Below are 16,956 nucleotides of genomic sequence, written 5' to 3' on the forward strand. Positions count from 1 at the left end.
AGGGTGGGAGGGCTATGACGAAGCCATCCCTCCCCGACCTCCTCCATGCCGCCGTCTCCGCCGTCGGCGGCACGGAGCGGCCCGGCCAGGTCGCCATGGCCGAGGCCGTGGCCGAGGCCATCGACGACAACTCCCACCTCCTCGTCCAGGCCGGCACCGGCACCGGCAAGTCGCTCGGCTACCTCGTGCCGGCGCTGGCCCAGGGGGAGCGGGTCGTGGTGGCCACGGCCACCCTGGCGCTGCAGCGCCAGCTCGTCGAGCGCGACCTGCCCCGGACGGTCGACGCGCTGCACCCGCAGCTGCGCCGGCGCCCGCAGTTCGCCATGCTCAAGGGCCGGTCGAACTACCTCTGCCTGCACCGGCTCCACGAAGGGGTGCCGCAGGACGAGGAGGAAGGCCTCTTCGACCCCTTCGAGGCGGCCGCGCCCACCAGCAAGCTGGGCCAGGACCTGATCCGCCTGCGGGACTGGTCGGACGAGACGGAGACCGGCGACCGGGACGACCTGACGCCGGGCGTCTCCGACCGGGCCTGGGCCCAGGTCTCGGTCTCCTCCCGGGAGTGCCTCGGCGCGAGCAAGTGCGCGTACGGGGCGGAGTGCTTCGCCGAGGCGGCCCGCGAGCGCGCCAAGCTCGCGGACGTCGTCGTCACCAACCACGCCCTGCTCGCCATCGACGCCATCGAGGGAGCCCCGGTGCTCCCGGAGCACGAGGTGCTGATCGTCGACGAGGCCCACGAGCTGGTCTCCCGCGTGACCGGCGTCGCCACCGGTGAGCTCACTCCGGGCCAGGTCAACCGCGCGGTGCGACGGTCCGCGAAGCTCGTGGACGAGAAGGTCGCCGACCAGCTCCAGACCGCCGCCGAGGGCTTCGAGCGGGTCATGGAGCTGGCGCTGCCGGGCCGGCTGGAGGAGATCCCGGAGGACCTCGCGTACGCCCTGATGGCACTGCGGGACGCGGCCCGCGCCGTGATCACGGCCCTGGGTTCGACCCGCGACCGGTCCGTGCAGGACGAGGACGCCGTGCGCAAGCAGGCCATGGCCTCCGTGGAGACTGTCCACGGCGTCGCGGAACGGATCACGCAGGGTTCCGAGTACGACGTCGTGTGGTACGAGCGGCACGAGCCCCGCGGCGGAGCCGCATATCGACACAGCGGGGCCTCGCTGCGGGTCGCGCCGCTCACCGTCTCCGGCCTGCTCCGGGAGAAGCTGTTCACCGAGCGGTCCGTGGTGCTCGCCTCGGCCACGCTCAAGCTGGGCGGCGACTTCAACGGCGTCGGGGCCTCACTCGGCCTCGCCCCCGAGGGCACCACCGGCGACGACCTGCCGGTCTGGAAGGGCATCGACGTCGGCTCGCCGTTCGACTACCCCCGGCAGGGCATCCTGTACGTCGCCAAGCACCTCTCCCGCCCCGCGCGCGACGGGGACCGGGGCGACATGCTCGACGAGCTCACCGAACTGATGCAGGCGGCCGGCGGGCGGACCCTGGGCCTCTTCTCCTCCATGCGCGCGGCGCAGCAGGCGGCGGAGGAACTGCGGACCCGGATCCCGGAGCTGCCGATCCTGCTCCAGGGCGAGGACACGCTGGGCGAGCTGATCAAGAACTTCGCCGCCGACCCGAAGACCTGTCTCTTCGGCACGCTGTCGCTCTGGCAGGGCGTGGACGTCCCGGGCCCCAGCTGCCAGCTGGTCGTCATGGACAAGATCCCGTTCCCGCGCCCGGACGACCCGCTGATGAGCGCGCGCCAGAAGGCCGTCGAGGAGTCCGGAGGCAACGGCTTCATGGCGGTCGCGGCGACCCACGCCGCCCTGCTGATGGCCCAGGGCGCGGGTCGTCTCGTGCGGGCCACCGGCGACCGGGGCGTCGTGGCGGTCCTCGACCCCCGGCTCGCCACGGCCCGCTACGGCAGCTACCTCAAGGCCTCGCTGCCCGACTTCTGGTACACCACCGACCGCAACCAGGTGCGGAAGTCGCTCGCGGCCATCGACGCCGCCTCGAAGGCGGCGAGCGTCTGAGGGAGAAGGCGTCAGGCGTCCGAGAACGAGGGCGGCGAGCGTCAGAGAACCGGGCCCGTGGGAAAACGGGCCCGGACACGGCAGGGCCCCGGAACCGGCGCAGAGGGTTCCGGGGCCCGGTCAGAGCCGACGGCGTGCGGTCACACCCGTCGCAGCACCGCCACGACCTTGCCGAGGATGGTGGCCTCGTCGCCGGGGATGGGCTGGTACGCAGCATTGTGCGGCAGCAGCCAGACGTGGCCGTCCTCGCGCTTGAAGCGCTTGACCGTGGCCTCGCCGTCCAGCATCGCGGCGACGATGTCGCCGTTCTCCGCGACGGGCTGGCGACGGACGGTGACCCAGTCGCCGTCACAGATGGCGGCCTCGATCATCGAGTCGCCGACGACCTTCAGGACGAACAGCTCGCCGTCGCCGACCAGCTGCCGGGGGAGGGGGAAGACGTCCTCGACGGACTCCTCGGCCAGGATCGGACCGCCGGCGGCGATCCGGCCGACCAGCGGGACGTACGACGCGGCGGGCTTGCCGGTGGTGTCCGTGGGCTGGCTGCTGGGCTGGTCGGAGCCGCGGACCTCGTAGGCCCGGGGGCGGTGCGGGTCGCGGCGCAGGAAGCCCTTGCGCTCCAGGGCCATGAGCTGGTGCGCCACGGAGGAGGTGCTGGAGAGGCCCACCGCCTGCCCGATCTCGCGCATCGACGGCGGGTAGCCGCGCCGCTGGACCGAGTCGCGGATGACCTCGATGACCCGGCGCTGCCGGTCGGTGAGGCCGGAGCTGTCGGCCCGGATGCCGGGAGGTCGCCCGGGGAGGGCGCGGGCGGGGCGCCCGGGCTCCTCGCCGTTCATGTTCACGTCACTCATGGCGTGCACCGCCTCGAGTCGGCCCTGGGAGCGGTCCTGGGCGGTGATGGTGGCACTGTCTGCGGTGGTGGTCACGTCGTCGGCCCCTTTCGAATGGTCTCCCTGGCTGGCACAACGGTAGTAGCTTTCGAAAGGTTGCGCCAAACACACGTTCGAGTGAAAATTCGCGGATCGCCCTACGCCTGTATGGGGAGAGGTGTATGCGTGCCACCGTCGAGAAGGCACCTCGCCGCCGCCTCGAACATGGCCTTCCGGTAGCCTTCGCGGCCGGGACGTGATCACCCGCGAACACCCGCGACCGGTCGGTGATTCCTTCGGTGTCCTACCCGACGGGGCGGAATCCCCGGAGCGGGCGCACCGCGACACGCGGAAGACCCGGAAACGCCTCCAACCCAAGATCTAGTGGTTGGATGTCATCGGCCACCCAGGGGTAGTGGTCCCGGTCTGCCGGGGGTGCTCGCATCGCCTATGCTGGTGGTCGCTTCGCAGGGCCTTGACGGGCCGCGCGAGGCCAGTCAGTCGTGCCGTGAGGGAGGCTTTGGAACCAATGCACTGCCCCTTCTGCAGGCACCCCGACAGCCGTGTCGTCGACAGTCGCACCACCGACGACGGGACGTCCATCCGACGCCGTCGCCAGTGCCCCGACTGCTCCCGTCGTTTCACGACGGTGGAGACCTGCTCGCTCATGGTGGTGAAGCGTTCCGGCGTCACCGAGCCCTTCAGCCGTACCAAGGTCATCTCCGGCGTGCGCAAGGCGTGTCAGGGGCGGCCGGTCACCGAGGACGCCCTCGCCAAGCTCGGCCAGCGGGTCGAGGAGGCGGTGCGCGCCACCGGCAGCGCCGAGCTGACCACCCACGACGTGGGCCTGGCGATCCTCGGCCCCCTGCGGGAACTCGACCTCGTCGCGTACCTGCGCTTCGCGTCCGTCTACAAGGCCTTCGACAGCCTGGAGGACTTCGAGGCCGCCATCGCGGAACTCCGCGTGCGGCCTCCCGTCGAGAATCCCGGGAGCGGTGCGACCCCAGAGGTCCCCGTTCCCGCCACCGCCGCCGACTGACCGGCGGTCCGGGCCGCACGACGGCCCGGTGCGACCGGCCGCCGTCGCGCGGCCCGGCAGACGTGCCCCGAACGGCCCTCCGGCCTTCGCGGCAGCAGTACTGAACGACGTACCAGAAGACGGTGCCCTGGGACTATCTGGGCGCCAAAGTGTGTTTTGCCCGTATATGGGAGGCGGCATGACAGAGACGGCGAGCGGCCCGGCACGTGGTTCCCGCACCAAGGGACCCAAGTCGGCGAGCAAGGGCCTGCGCATCGAGCGCATCCACACCACCCCCGGCGTGCATCCGTACGACGAGGTGACGTGGGAGCGCCGGGACGTCGTCATGACCAACTGGCGCGACGGCTCGGTCAATTTCGAGCAGCGCGGCGTCGAGTTCCCCGACTTCTGGTCGGTGAACGCGGTCAACATCGTCACCAGCAAGTACTTCCGCGGTGCGGTCGGCACCCCGCAGCGCGAGACCGGTCTCAAGCAGCTCATCGACCGGATCGTGAAGACGTACACGAAGGCCGGCGAGGAGTACGACTACTTCGCCTCGCCCGCCGACGCCGAGATCTTCGAGCACGAGCTGGCCTACGCCCTCCTGCACCAGATCTTCAGCTTCAACTCGCCGGTCTGGTTCAACGTCGGCACCCCGCAGCCCCAGCAGGTCTCCGCCTGCTTCATCCTGTCCGTCGACGACTCCATGGAGTCCATCCTCGACTGGTACAAGGAAGAGGGCATGATCTTCAAGGGCGGCTCCGGCGCCGGCCTGAACCTCTCCCGCATCCGCTCCTCCAAGGAGCTGCTCTCCTCCGGCGGCAACGCCTCCGGCCCGGTCTCCTTCATGCGCGGCGCCGACGCCTCCGCCGGCACGATCAAGTCGGGCGGCGCCACCCGCCGCGCGGCCAAGATGGTCATCCTCGACGTCGACCACCCCGACATCGAGGACTTCATCGAGACCAAGGTCAAGGAGGAGGAGAAGATCCGCGCCCTCCGTGACGCGGGCTTCGACATGGACCTGGGCGGCGACGACATCACGTCCGTCCAGTACCAGAACGCCAACAACTCCGTCCGCGTGAACGACACGTTCATGAAGGCCGTCGAGACCGGCGGGAAGTTCGGTCTGCGCGCCCGCATGACCGGCGAGGTCATCGAGGAGGTCGACGCCAAGGCGCTCTTCCGCAAGATGGCCGAGGCCGCGTGGGCCTGCGCCGACCCGGGCATCCAGTACGACGACACGATCAACCGCTGGCACACCTGCCCCGAGTCCGGTCGCATCAACGGCTCGAACCCGTGCAGCGAGTACATGCACCTGGACAACACGTCCTGCAACCTCGCCTCGCTGAACCTGATGAAGTTCCTCAAGGACGACGGCAAGGGCAACCAGTCCTTCGACGTCGAGCGCTTCGCCAAGGTCGTCGAGCTCGTCATCACCGCGATGGACATCTCCATCTGCTTCGCCGACTTCCCCACCCCGAAGATCGGCGAGAACACCCGCGCCTTCCGCCAGCTCGGCATCGGCTACGCCAACCTCGGCGCCCTCCTGATGGCGACCGGCCACGCGTACGACTCCGACGGCGGCCGTGCCCTCGCCGGCGCCATCACCTCCCTGATGACCGGAACCTCGTACAAGCGCTCCGCCGAACTCGCCGCCGTCGTCGGCGCGTACGACGGCTACGCCCGCAACGCCGAGCCGCACCAGCGCGTCATGAAGCAGCACGCCGACGCCAACACCGCGGCCGTCCACATGGACGACCTGGACTCCCCGATCTGGGCCGCCGCCACGGAGGCCTGGCAGGACGTGATCCGCCTCGGCGCCAAGAACGGCTTCCGCAACGCCCAGGCCTCGGTCATCGCCCCCACCGGCACCATCGGTCTCGCGATGTCCTGCGACACCACCGGCCTTGAGCCCGACCTCGCCCTGGTCAAGTTCAAGAAGCTCGTCGGCGGCGGCTCGATGCAGATCGTCAACGGCACCGTCCCGCAGGCCCTGCGCCGCCTGGGCTACCAGGAGGAGCAGATCGAGGCGATCGTCGCCCACATCGCCGAGCACGGCAACGTGATCGACGCCCCGAGCCTCAAGACCGAGCACTACGAGGTCTTCGACTGCGCCATGGGCGAGCGCTCCATCTCCGCGATGGGCCACGTCCGCATGATGGCCGCCATCCAGCCGTGGATCTCGGGCGCCCTCTCCAAGACCGTGAACCTGCCGGAGACGGCCACGGTCGAGGACGTCGAGGAGGTCTACTTCGAGGCCTGGAAGATGGGTGTCAAGGCGCTCGCGATCTACCGCGACAACTGCAAGGTCGGCCAGCCGCTCTCCGCCAAGAAGAAGGAGAACGAGAAGGCCGAGGTCACCGCGAAGTCCGAGGCGACGATCCGCGAGGCCGTCGAGAAGGTCGTCGAGTACCGCCCGGTCCGCAAGCGCCTGCCCAAGGGCCGCCCGGGGATCACCACCTCCTTCACCGTCGGTGGCGCCGAGGGCTACATGACCGCCAACTCCTACCCGGACGACGGTCTCGGCGAGGTCTTCCTGAAGATGTCGAAGCAGGGCTCGACCCTCGCCGGCATGATGGACGCCTTCTCCATCGCCGTCTCCGTCGGCCTCCAGTACGGCGTTCCGCTGGAGACGTACGTCTCGAAGTTCACCAACATGCGCTTCGAGCCGGCCGGCATGACGGACGACCCGGACGTGCGGATGGCGCAGTCGATCGTCGACTACATCTTCCGCCGCCTGGCGCTCGACTTCCTGCCCTTCGAGACCCGGTCCGCCCTCGGCATCCACTCGGCCGAGGAGCGCCAGCGCCACCTGGACACCGGCTCGTACGAGCAGCCCGAGGACGACGAGGTCGACGTCGAGGGTCTGGCCCAGTCGGCGCCCCGCACCCCGGAGCTGAAGGCCGTCGCCACCGCCCCGGCCCCGAAGGCCGAGGTCCCCGCCCCGAAGCAGGCCCACACCTCGGCGGAGCTCGTCGAGATGCAGCTCGGCATCAGCGCCGACGCCCCGCTCTGCTTCTCCTGCGGCACGAAGATGCAGCGGGCCGGCTCCTGCTACATCTGCGAGGGCTGCGGCTCCACCAGCGGCTGCAGCTGATCCGTCCGTGAGAGGGGCGTCGACCAACCGGTCGGCGCCCCTTTCGCGCGTCCCGCTCCCGTGGTCGGCGGGGTCAGGCGACCGGGGAGCCCAGAAGGGTGCCGAAGGTCTGGGGGTCGGCGTCGAAACCGCGCGGGATCGGGCGGTACGACCAGCCGTCCGGTCCGGTGCGGGTGAACTCCACGACCGTCGCCGCCAGGGCGTCCGGGACGTCCGCGAAGTCGTGGGTCAGGAGGTCCGTGTAGCCCTCGCGGACCCGCACGCCCGTGCCCGCTATGTCACCGAAGGACAGCCGTCCGCCGCTCTGTTGTATGGCCACGCCCACCACCACGCGCGCGTACCCCGAACCCAGCCGGTCCAGCTCCACGGTCATGGCCTCGTCGTAGCCGAACCCCTGGCCCGTACGGCTGTCGCGGTGGAGCGTGATCGTGCCGTCCGGGGAGCGGCTGCCGAAGTGCACCAGCTGGGCCGGCGCGCCGTGAGGGTCGTCGGCGGTGAAGACGCCGGCGACGAGGTCCAGGTCGTGGGCCGGGGCACCGGCCGGGGCGGGGTCCCACTTGAGCGTCACCTCGACGCGTCCCACCCCTTTGTTGAGTCCGCTCATGATGCTTCCCCTCTCCGCGCGTGTCCCCGCGCACGCCTCGCCTCGTACCGTCGACCCGTTCGAAGAGTCCTTGGTCGCGTGCCGATCACTCATGGTGTCATGCGTCTACGACAGAGGGGTCGGCGCCGGAGGGGGAGAACGGTGCGGGGAGCGGTGACGAGCCGGATCTCGACGCCTCTCTGGCTCGAATCGAGCGGGTCGCCGGAGGAACGGTGAACTCGGCGGTGACGAGCGGTTCCTGACGGGCCTTCACGCGCGCGTGCCCGGGGCTTTCCGTTCGAGAGCGAGGGGAGCGCGCGTGCCCGGAGCGCGTGCGCCTGCCGGGGACTGCCGGGGTGCTCTCCGGCCCCGTACGATGGCGCGGTGCTGGTCAAGTGGATTCGCTGCACCGTGGTGGACCGTCGAGGGTTCGAGCGGGGGCAGCGGAAATGGGCGGGGCTGCTCGGTGAGCCGGGATTCCGGGGGCAGGGCGGCGGATGGAGCCGGGGTCGGCCGGACGTCGCCCACATCTTCGCGTTCTGGGAGAGCCGGGCCTTCTACGACTCCTTCATGGCGCGCTCGCACGACCGGCTCGCGGCGTCGCAGGTGGGCACGTTCCGCAACGGCCAGGTCAAGCTGTTCGACCACCGCTTCGACGTGAAGACGGGATTCGAGCCGCGCTTCGCCGACGCCGACGTGGCGCGGGTGGCGCACTGCCGTGTCCACGAGGACCGCGCCGAGCACTTCGCGCTCATGCAGGAGAAGGTGTGGAACCCCGCGATGGCCGGATCCCCCGGCATGCTGCGGGGCATGTTCGGCGAGGCGCCCGGCAGCGAGTTCCTGATCCTCTCGATGTGGCAGTCCACCGCCGAGCACGGCAAGTACCGGGAGGAGCGGGTGGAGCGGCTCGGCCTGCGGGCCCGGACCGCGGCCGACGTGGCGGCGCTGAACGGGGACGTGGTGCGGCTCGAACCGTCCTGGACGGTCTGAGGGCGTCCGTCGCCCGTACCCTGCGCGAACCCCTCCCGCACCCCCTCGGTCGAGCCTTCCGGAGAGCGGCGATCTAGGGTCGGGGTATGGCACGACCGCGGCGCATCGTCCTCGTACGACACGGAGAGTCCGAGGGCAATGCCGATGACACGGTGTACGAACGGGAGCCCGACCACGCCCTGCGGCTCACTACGACCGGGTGGCGACAGGCGGAGGAGACGGGGGAGCGGCTGAGGGAGCTCTTCGGGGAGGAGGCGGTCAGCGTCTACGTCTCGCCGTACCGGCGCACCCACGAGACCCTCCATGCCTTCCGGCTTCCTCGGGACCAGGTCCGGATCCGCGAGGAGCCGCGCCTGCGGGAGCAGGACTGGGGCAACTGGCAGGACAGGGAGGACGTACGCCTCCAGAAGGCCTACCGCGACGCGTACGGGCACTTCTTCTACCGCTTCGCCCAGGGAGAGTCGGGCGCGGACGTCTACGACCGCGTCGGGGCCTTCCTGGAGAGCCTGTACCGCAGCTTCGAGTCGCCCGACCACCCGCCCAACGTCCTCCTCGTCACCCACGGACTGACCATGCGCCTCTTCTGCATGCGCTGGTTCCACTGGACGGTCGCGGACTTCGAGTCGCTGTCTAACCCGGGCAACGCCGAGACGCGCGTCCTCCTGCTCGGCGAGGACGGGAGGTACCGTCTGGACAGGCCGTTCGAACGCTGGCGTACCCCGGAACCGTACGGACGCACCGGATAGAGTGGCAGACCGATGACCGCTGACTCCTCACCCGACCGGCGCTTCGACCGCGCCCTGGCCAGCCTGCGCGGGCTGTCCGTGGGAGACGCCCTGGGCTCCCAGTTCTTCGTACCCGTCCACTACCCCCTCCTGAAGCGGCGCGAGCTGCCCCCAGGACCCTGGCAGTGGACCGACGACACCGAGATGGCCTGTTCCGTCCTGGCCGTCCTCGCGCGACACGACCGGATCGACCAGGACGCCCTGGCCCTGTCCTTCGCGCACCACCACGACTTCGACCGGGGCTACGGCCCGGCGGTCAACCGGATGCTCCGGCTCGTCCGGGAGGGCGGCGACTGGCGTGAACTGGCCGCCGCGCTCTTCAAGGGGCAGGGCTCCTGGGGGAACGGCGCCGCGATGCGGATCGCCCCGCTCGGAGCCTGGTACGCGGACGATCCGGAGCAGGCGACCCACCAGGCCGAGATCTCCGCGTACACGACGCACCAGCACCGCGAGGCCGTGGTGGGCGCCATGGCCGTCGCCGCCGCGGCCGCCCTCGCCGCCGACCCCGCCGGGCCGCCCACGCCCGAGGCGCTGCTCGACGGGGTGATCGCCCTGGTGCCGCGCAGCGCGGTCGGAGCGGGCCTGCGCAGGGCCCGCGACATGCTCGACTACGGCGACCCCGGCACGGTCGCCGCCGTGCTCGGCAGCGGACGGCGCACGAGCGCGCACGACACGGTCCCCTTCGCCCTCTGGTCGGCCGCGCGGGCGCTCGGCGACTTCGAGCGGATGTTCTGGACGACCGCGCAGGTCGGCGGCGACGTCGACACGACCTGCGCCATCGCGGGGGGAGTGGTGGCCGCCACGGCGGCCGGCGCGCCGCCGGCGGACTGGCTGGCACAGACCGAGGAACTTCCGGAGTGGGTCCCCGCCGCGGTCTCCTGAGACCGTGATCCGATCCCACCGGGCCCGGCGGGCGATACCTACCGGGCCCGGCCGCTCCTTCCGGCTTCGCGCATGCGATTATTCGGCCGCGATCAGGAACTGGCGCTCGGCGTTTCGCTATGACCCGCCCTTTTGACCGTCTCCTTTTCCAGTAGGGGAGATGAGGGTGAAGGTGGCCTCCTGCTCCTGCTCTTCTCCATTGCGATGGTGTGTCGGTACGGGATGTGCGGAAGCGAATCCAGGGAGGGTTGGAATGCGATGGCGTCGAGGTCGGGGAGCGATGTGGCGGGGTTCCTCGGAAGCTTGGCGGGAATCCGGGTATCGCGGGCGGTGCCGGGCGGCGTAACCTGTCTGGCGCCATGCCGTACGAACCCCCCACCCACACCGTCGAGCGATCGCTCCGAGCCACCACCGGCGCCAGGATCGTCGCCGGAGTCGACGAAGTCGGGCGCGGGGCGTGGGCCGGTCCCGTCACGGTCTGCGCGGCCGTCACCGGACTGCGCCGACCGCCTGAAGGGCTCACCGACTCCAAGCTGATCACCCCCAGGCGCCGTGCCACCCTCGCGGTGGAACTGGAGCAGTGGGTCACGGCGTACGCGCTCGGCGACGCCTCCCCGCAGGAGATCGACGACCTCGGGATGACCGCGGCGCTGCGGCTCGCGGCGGTCCGGGCCCTCGAAGGCCTCCCCGTGCGGCCCGACGCGGTGATCCTCGACGGCAAGCACGACTACCTCGGCGGCCCCTGGCAGGTCCGTACGGTGATCAAGGGCGACCAGTCCTGCATCGCCGTGTCCGCCGCCTCCGTCCTCGCGAAGGTCCGCCGGGACGCCCTCATGGCGGAGCTGGAGGCCGGGACCGGGGCGGGGGAGTACGCGCCGTACGCCTTCGGCGCCAACGCGGGCTACCCCTCGCCGGTCCACCGGGCCGCCCTCGAAGAGCTGGGCCCCACCCCGCACCACCGGCTCTCCTGGTCCTACCTGGACGCGCTGCCCCGGTGGCGCCACCTCAAGAAGGTCCGCCTCTCCGTCGAGGCGGCCGCGCTGGAGAGCGGGGGCCAACTCGGCTTCGACTTCTGAACTTCCGGTCACGGGGCCGCCGAAGGGCTGCTCACGCGCCCGGGGTGCACCTGTGTGCCCACCCGCCGATGCCCCGCGCAGCGGCGTTTGATAGACATCCACTCATGCCTCTCATCCCCGAGGAGCCTCAGATTCACGAGAGCGCCCAGGGTCCCCGCGCCACCGCGGCCGCCGGCCGCCCCGCGTCGACCCCCCGTCCCGTACCCGGCCCGCGTTCCGCGGCCTCCCCGCGCCCCGGACATCCCGTTCCCGGACCCGCCCGGCCCGCGCCCCCGAAGCCGCGCCCCGCACCCGGGAAGACCCCGGCCGGTGGCGCGGAGAATCGTTCCGACCAGCGGTCCGCCCCGCAGCTCCAGCTGATCCCGGCCCCCGTCGACGGCGCGCTCGACGCCGCCGAGGAGGCCCTGGACCTGCTCCTGGAGAGCGGCCGGGCCCCCGGTGAGGTCCTGGTCCTCACCACCGGCGAGCAGCACCCGTGGGCGGCGCACGAGCTGTCCTTCGGCGAAGCCGCCTACTGGGCCCAGCAGGAGACCGGCGACGACGTGTTCTTCGCCGGCGCCTCCGCCGTGGAGCGGGCCGCCTCCCGACCCGTGGTGATCGTCGCCGTCAACGGCGGGGACCAGGAGGCGACCGCCCGTGCCCTGCCGGCGGCGATGGCCCGCGCGGGCGTGCTGCTCGTCGTCTGCGGCGACTCGCAGCGCGTCACGGAGCTCCTCGGAGTGGGCGCCGGCGTCTGACCGGCGATCGGCCGACCGACTGATGGGCCGACCTGTCGCCGATCGGTCGTTCGATGACCGGCCGATCAATCGTTCCTCCGTCGGGCCGTACCGGGCCCGGCGGAGGCCGGTGGCGTTCCGGTGCCGTTTCGTCCTCGTCCGCGGCGCCCGTGCGATCAGCGCGCGGCGGCGCGGCGCAGCGGTTCGGCCGCGCCACTCGCGGTCCTCGGCGTGATCAGGCCGAACTCGGCCGGCCCCTCGCCGAGCGGCACGGGGAGCGAGTCGGAACCCGGCCGTCGGCCTCCCCGGCCCTCGCCGAGCACCTGCCAGCCCCCTCGGGTCAGCGTGATGTACGCGCCGCAGCGCAGCCCGTGCAGCGTGCAGGCGTCCCGGAGCCCCCACATCCAGGCCCCGTCCTCCTCCGTCCAGCGCTCGTCGCCGTCGCGGCAGTACAGCAGCACCGCGGTCCGTACGGGCGTGCGTCTCCGGAGGTCGTGCGGAATGACGCGCCGCAGGTGCGCCAGGAGCGCGTTGCGGAACTCCCAGCCGTCCGCCGGCGCGGAGCGGTGGACGAACGAGGCGCTCGCTGCGATCCGCTCCTCGTGGTCCAGAACCGCGAGGACCGCCGTCGCGGGCGTGGGCGCGTGACGGGAGTGCAGACCGCCGACGACCTCGCGCGGATTACGCAGCAGGGGGACGCCCGCCGCGGCCCACTCGGAGGGTTCGAGTATCCGGGCGAGGCGGCTGGCGGACCCGGACGACGATCTGAGCGAGGCGGCTGTGGGCGGAGCGAATCCGAGGGTCACGGTCCTCCCTTCGGATACGCGCCCGCTGGGCGGGCAAGGTCGGGTGAGGGCGCACCACGGCACAGTCCTTCCGGACCGCTGACGGGCCTTGTGGGGCGGTGGTCCAATTCTTGCGGGCCCGTGCGCGAGCGGCAATGAGCAATTGAGGCCGCTGACGGGAATGCGTTGGTATGCCACTCATATCCCTGCCCAGTTGCCCATTGTTCACTCCCCGTTCGTCCGACGGTTTCCTCTCCACGCGGCGGACACCCCGCGGGCACCAGCGGAAACACCCCTTCCGCTCGTGGACGGGTCGTCACGCTGGGTGAGTTCGCCGATTGTCAGTGGCATCGGGTTGCATGGAGACATGGACAACCTGGAGCTCCGCGCCGAAGCCGATGCCGTTCTCGCCGAGCTGGTCGGCGCCCCCGAGGGGACGGCGCGACTGCGGGAGGACCAGTGGCTGGCGGTGGCCGCCCTGGTGGAGGAGCGACGGCGGGCCCTGGTGGTGCAGCGCACCGGCTGGGGCAAGTCGGCGGTGTACTTCGTCGCCACCGCCCTGCTGCGCCGCCGCGGTTCGGGACCCACCGTGATCATCTCGCCGCTGCTCGCGCTCATGCGGAACCAGGTCGAGGCGGCGGAGCGGGCCGGCATCCGGGCGCGCACCATCAACTCGGCCAACCCCGAGGAGTGGGACACGATCTACGACGAGGTCGAGCGCGGCGAGACCGACGTCCTCCTCGTCAGCCCGGAGCGTCTCAACTCCGTGGACTTCCGCGAGCAGGTACTCCCCAAACTCGCGGCCACCACGGGCCTCCTGGTGGTCGACGAGGCGCACTGCATCTCCGACTGGGGCCACGACTTCCGCCCCGACTACCGCCGACTGCGCACCATGCTCACCGAACTCGCACCCGGAGTGCCGGTCCTCGCCACCACCGCGACCGCCAACGCCCGGGTGACCGCGGACGTGGCCGAGCAGCTCGGCACCGGGGCCGGCGAGGCGCTGGTGCTGCGCGGCTCCCTGGAGCGCGAGAGCCTGCGGCTCGGCGTGGTCCGACTGCCGGATGCCGCGCACCGGCTGGCCTGGCTCGCCGAGCACCTGGACGAACTGCCGGGCTCCGGGATCATCTACACGCTGACGGTCGCCGCCGCCGAGGAGGCCACGGCCTTCCTGCGCCAGCGCGGCTTCCCGGTCGCCTCCTACACGGGCCGTACGGAGAACGCCGACCGCCTCCAGGCCGAGGCCGACCTCCAGGAGAACCGGGTCAAGGCGCTCGTGGCGACCTCGGCCCTCGGCATGGGCTTCGACAAGCCCGACCTCGGCTTCGTGATCCACCTCGGCTCGCCGTCCTCCCCGATCGCCTACTACCAGCAGGTGGGCCGGGCCGGGCGCGGTGTGGAGCACGCGGAGGTGCTGATGCTGCCGGGCAAGGAGGACGAGGCGATCTGGCGCTACTTCGCCGACACCGCCTTTCCGCCCGAGGCGCAGGTCCGCCAGACCCTGGCGGCCCTCGCCGACGCGGGACGACCGCTGTCCGTGCCCGCCCTGGAGGCGGCGGTCGACCTGCGGCGCACCCGCCTGGAGACGATGCTCAAGGTCCTCGACGTGGACGGCGCCGTACGCCGGGTCAAGGGCGGCTGGGAGAGCACCGGGCGGCCCTGGACGTACGACACCGAGCGGTACGCGTGGGTGGCGCGGCAGCGGGCCGCCGAGCAGCAGGCCATGCGCGACTACGTGAGCGCCTCCGGATGCCGGATGGAGTTCCTGCGCCGACAGCTGGACGACGAGGGCGCGGCCCCGTGCGGCCGCTGCGACAACTGCGCGGGTGCCTGGGCCGACACCTCCGTGTCGCCGGAGACGCTGACGGGTGCGACCAGGGAACTGGACCGCCCGGGCGTGGAGGTCGAGCCGCGCCGGATGTGGCCGACCGGCATGCCCGCCCTGGGGATCGAACTCAAGGGCCGCATTCCCGCCGGGGAGCAGTGCTCCACCGGAAGGGCCCTGGGCAGGCTCTCGGACATCGGCTGGGGCAACCGCCTGCGCCCACTCCTCGCGGAGAACGCGCCGGACGGGCCGGTCCCGGACGACGTCCTCAAGGCCGCGGTGGCGGTCCTCGCCGACTGGGCGCGCTCCCCGGGCGGCTGGGCGCCGGACGTCGAGAACGCCTCCGCCCGACCGGTGGGCGTCGTCGCCGTACCCTCCCTGGCCCGCCCGCAACTGGTCGGCTCCCTCGCCCGGGGCATCGCGGACATCGGCCGCCTCCCCTACCTGGGCACCCTGACCCACACCGGGCCGGACGGCGCGCACGCGGTGCGCCGCAGCAACTCCGCACAGCGCCTCAGGGCGCTCTCCGGTGCCTTCACCCTCTCCGAGGAGCTGTCCGGTGCCCTGGCGGCCGCCCCCGGCCCCGTGCTGCTCGTGGACGACTTCACCGACTCCGGCTGGACCCTCGCGGTCGCCGCCCGGCTGCTCCGCCGAGCGGGCGCCGCGCAGGTGCTCCCCCTGGTCCTCGCCGCGGCCGGCTGACCCCCGACCCCGGCGGGTGCCTCGGACCGGGCCGGAGCGCCCGGCCCGGCAGGCGCTCCGGTCACGGCAGGAGCGCCGTCACCGACTCCACCGTGTCCGCGTCCCTCGGGAGCTTGTCCTCGCGGTAGCGGACCACGCGGGCGAAGCGGAGGGTGACGCCCGCGGGGTAGCGGGTGGAGCGCTGGACGCCGTCGAAGGCGATCTCGACGACCAGTTCGGGGCGCACAGTGACGCCCCAGCGCTCCTCCGTGACCGCCAGCTTCCTCAGGCGCTCGGTCTGCCAGGCGAGCAGGGCATCGGTCAGGCCCTTGAACGTCTTCCCCAGCATGGCGAAGGAGCCGTCGGCCGCCCGCGCGCCCAGGTGCAGGTTCGACAGCGTCCCGGTGCGCCGGCCGTGTCCCCACTCGGCGCCGAGGACCACCAGGTCCAGGGTGTGCACCGGCTTCACCTTCAGCCAGGAGGCGCCCCGGCGCCCCGCGCTGTAGGCCGCGTCGAGGGACTTCACGACCACACCCTCGTGGCCCCGTTCGAGTGCCTCGGCGGCGAACGCCGCCGCGGCCGCGCGCTCCTCCGGATCGGCCGGGTCCGCCACCACGAGACGACGCACACGCTGTGCCTCGGGCACCAACCGGTCGAGCAGCACGCGCCGTTCGGCGGCCGGGATGGCGAGCAGGTCCTCGCCGTCGGCGTACAGCACCTCGAAGAAGACCGGAGAAAGCGGCACCGTCGTCTGCGCACCCGCCACGTCGAGGGTGGAGCCGGTCCGTCCGGACGTCTCCTGGAACGGCCGCGGCCGTCCCCGTTCGTCGAAGGCCAGCAACTCCCCGTCCAACACCACCTGCCGCACGGGGAGCGCGCGGACCAGCGCCACCACTTCGGGGGTCCGGTCGGTGATGTCGGCGAGCGTACGGGTGAAGACGCGCACGTCGTCACCGTCGCGATGCACCTGGATGCGGATGCCGTCGAGCTTCTCCTCCAGGGCAGAGGGCCCGGTCCTGGCAAGGGCCTCGTCGACGTCCTTGGCGGTGTGGGCCAGCATCGGCAGCACCGGACGTCCCACCGTGAGCCGGAACCCGGCGAGGGCGGAAGGACCTCGGGAGAGCAGCACCTCGGCGACGGCGGCCGGCGAACCGCTCAGCATGACCGCCTGCCGAACGTCGGCGACCGGCGCCCCGGCCGCCGAGGCGAGGCCTTCCACGGCCATGGCGTCGAGGGCGCCCTGCCGCAACTCCCCGCTGATCAGACGGAGGAGGAACTGCTGCTCCTCCTCGGTGGCCGCGCCCATCAGCTCGTCGAGGAGCCTCTTCCGCTCGCCCTGTGCCCCCTTACCGGACACGGCGGCGATCCGGGTGAGGAGCGCGTCGACCTCCCGCACTCCGAGCCGCGGCTCGACGGCGGGTTCCCGCCGCTCCTTGAGGGCGCTCCAGCCGACACCGATCCTGCGCTGGGGCAGCCGCCCGGCCATATACATGATCACGACGGGGGCGTCCGCGGGGTCGGCCGCCCGGAACAGCTCGGCCAGCAACGCGACCTTCTCCGTACGCGCGGAGGCGGCACCGATGTCCCGGGACGCCCGTGCGATGTCGGCGAGTCTCATGCGGAAAGCCCTCTCA

Annotated in this window: 13 protein-coding genes; 9 read left to right on the forward strand and 4 right to left on the reverse strand. The window is 71.9% G+C overall.

All coding sequences use genetic code 11. The annotated features are described in order from the left end of the window. The first annotated feature begins 14 nt into the window (after nucleotides 1-14). Nucleotides 15-2,012 (forward strand): ATP-dependent DNA helicase, encoded by a 1,998-nt coding sequence (locus AB0398_RS26435; protein WP_366378114.1) that lies wholly within the window; start codon nucleotides 15-17, stop codon nucleotides 2,010-2,012. A 140-nt stretch (nucleotides 2,013-2,152) separates the two neighbouring features. Here AB0398_RS26435 and lexA read toward each other — a convergent pair whose 3' ends face one another. Then, nucleotides 2,153-2,941, reverse strand: a complete 789-nt coding sequence (gene lexA / locus AB0398_RS26440) for a transcriptional repressor LexA (RefSeq protein WP_125663813.1) — start codon at nucleotides 2,939-2,941, stop codon at nucleotides 2,153-2,155. A gap of 472 nt (nucleotides 2,942-3,413) precedes the next feature. Between lexA and nrdR the strand changes: the two genes are divergently transcribed. Together nrdR and AB0398_RS26450 are read left to right on the forward strand one after the other, a co-directional pair. Next, on the forward strand, nucleotides 3,414-3,923 hold the full coding sequence (gene nrdR / locus AB0398_RS26445; RefSeq protein ID WP_030220839.1) for a transcriptional regulator NrdR: 510 nt from the start codon (nucleotides 3,414-3,416) through the stop codon (nucleotides 3,921-3,923). Between the two features lie 178 nt (nucleotides 3,924-4,101). Next, nucleotides 4,102-6,999 carry a vitamin B12-dependent ribonucleotide reductase gene (locus AB0398_RS26450; RefSeq protein ID WP_366378115.1) on the forward strand — a complete coding sequence of 966 codons (2,898 nt, stop codon included), beginning with the start codon at nucleotides 4,102-4,104 and terminating at the stop codon, nucleotides 6,997-6,999. Nucleotides 7,000-7,072: 73 nt separating this feature from the next. Here AB0398_RS26450 and AB0398_RS26455 read toward each other — a convergent pair whose 3' ends face one another. Continuing rightward, nucleotides 7,073-7,603 (reverse strand): TerD family protein, encoded by a 531-nt coding sequence (locus AB0398_RS26455; protein ID WP_366378116.1) that lies wholly within the window; start codon nucleotides 7,601-7,603, stop codon nucleotides 7,073-7,075. Between the two features lie 363 nt (nucleotides 7,604-7,966). Between AB0398_RS26455 and AB0398_RS26460 the strand changes: the two genes are divergently transcribed. The 5 genes from AB0398_RS26460 (at nucleotide 7,967) to AB0398_RS26480 (ending at nucleotide 12,052) form a co-directional block, all read left to right on the forward strand. Further along, on the forward strand, nucleotides 7,967-8,572 hold the full coding sequence (locus AB0398_RS26460; protein ID WP_366378117.1) for a YdbC family protein: 606 nt from the start codon (nucleotides 7,967-7,969) through the stop codon (nucleotides 8,570-8,572). An 86-nt stretch (nucleotides 8,573-8,658) separates the two neighbouring features. After that, complete coding sequence (locus AB0398_RS26465) at nucleotides 8,659-9,318, forward strand: histidine phosphatase family protein (RefSeq protein ID WP_366378118.1); 660 nt, start codon at nucleotides 8,659-8,661, stop codon at nucleotides 9,316-9,318. Nucleotides 9,319-9,330: 12 nt separating this feature from the next. Then, nucleotides 9,331-10,239, forward strand: a complete 909-nt coding sequence (locus AB0398_RS26470) for an ADP-ribosylglycohydrolase family protein (RefSeq protein ID WP_366378119.1) — start codon at nucleotides 9,331-9,333, stop codon at nucleotides 10,237-10,239. A 359-nt stretch (nucleotides 10,240-10,598) separates the two neighbouring features. Then, nucleotides 10,599-11,315: a ribonuclease HII gene (locus tag AB0398_RS26475; protein WP_366378120.1), complete on the forward strand. Its 717-nt coding sequence runs from the start codon at nucleotides 10,599-10,601 to the stop codon at nucleotides 11,313-11,315. 104 nt (nucleotides 11,316-11,419) lie between these two features. After that, entirely contained in the window at nucleotides 11,420-12,052 is a 633-nt protein-coding gene (locus AB0398_RS26480; protein ID WP_366378121.1) for a hypothetical protein, read from the forward strand. A 155-nt stretch (nucleotides 12,053-12,207) separates the two neighbouring features. Here the strand turns inward: AB0398_RS26480 and AB0398_RS26485 are convergent, their stop codons facing one another. Next, nucleotides 12,208-12,837 (reverse strand): hypothetical protein, encoded by a 630-nt coding sequence (locus AB0398_RS26485; protein ID WP_366378122.1) that lies wholly within the window; start codon nucleotides 12,835-12,837, stop codon nucleotides 12,208-12,210. 346 nt (nucleotides 12,838-13,183) lie between these two features. On the opposite strand from AB0398_RS26485, the gene AB0398_RS26490 reads away from it, so the two are divergent. After that, complete coding sequence (locus AB0398_RS26490; RefSeq protein WP_366378123.1) at nucleotides 13,184-15,343, forward strand: RecQ family ATP-dependent DNA helicase; 2,160 nt, start codon at nucleotides 13,184-13,186, stop codon at nucleotides 15,341-15,343. Nucleotides 15,344-15,404: 61 nt separating this feature from the next. Here AB0398_RS26490 and AB0398_RS26495 read toward each other — a convergent pair whose 3' ends face one another. Continuing rightward, nucleotides 15,405-16,940 (reverse strand): ATP-dependent DNA ligase, encoded by a 1,536-nt coding sequence (locus AB0398_RS26495; protein ID WP_366378124.1) that lies wholly within the window; start codon nucleotides 16,938-16,940, stop codon nucleotides 15,405-15,407. Nucleotides 16,941-16,956: the final 16 nt, after the last annotated feature.

Source organism: Streptomyces sp. NPDC086147, from assembly GCF_040702165.1.
Taxonomy (GTDB): domain Bacteria; phylum Actinomycetota; class Actinomycetes; order Streptomycetales; family Streptomycetaceae; genus Streptomyces.

What these genes read in the sequence shown, in the direction of transcription:
- AB0398_RS26470 (WP_366378119.1), top strand. Translation starts at nt 9,331, where the DNA reads ATGACCGCTGACTCCTCACCCGACCGGCGCTTCGACCGCGCCCTGGCC.
- AB0398_RS26450 (WP_366378115.1), top strand. Translation starts at nt 4,102, where the DNA reads ATGACAGAGACGGCGAGCGGCCCGGCACGTGGTTCCCGCACCAAGGGA.
- AB0398_RS26490 (WP_366378123.1), top strand. Translation starts at nt 13,184, where the DNA reads ATGGACAACCTGGAGCTCCGCGCCGAAGCCGATGCCGTTCTCGCCGAG.
- AB0398_RS26480 (WP_366378121.1), top strand. Translation starts at nt 11,420, where the DNA reads ATGCCTCTCATCCCCGAGGAGCCTCAGATTCACGAGAGCGCCCAGGGT.
- AB0398_RS26465 (WP_366378118.1), top strand. Translation starts at nt 8,659, where the DNA reads ATGGCACGACCGCGGCGCATCGTCCTCGTACGACACGGAGAGTCCGAG.
- AB0398_RS26475 (WP_366378120.1), top strand. Translation starts at nt 10,599, where the DNA reads ATGCCGTACGAACCCCCCACCCACACCGTCGAGCGATCGCTCCGAGCC.
- nrdR (WP_030220839.1), top strand. Translation starts at nt 3,414, where the DNA reads ATGCACTGCCCCTTCTGCAGGCACCCCGACAGCCGTGTCGTCGACAGT.
- AB0398_RS26435 (WP_366378114.1), top strand. Translation starts at nt 15, where the DNA reads ATGACGAAGCCATCCCTCCCCGACCTCCTCCATGCCGCCGTCTCCGCC.
- AB0398_RS26495 (WP_366378124.1), bottom strand. Translation starts at nt 16,940, where the DNA reads ATGAGACTCGCCGACATCGCACGGGCGTCCCGGGACATCGGTGCCGCC.
- AB0398_RS26455 (WP_366378116.1), bottom strand. Translation starts at nt 7,603, where the DNA reads ATGAGCGGACTCAACAAAGGGGTGGGACGCGTCGAGGTGACGCTCAAG.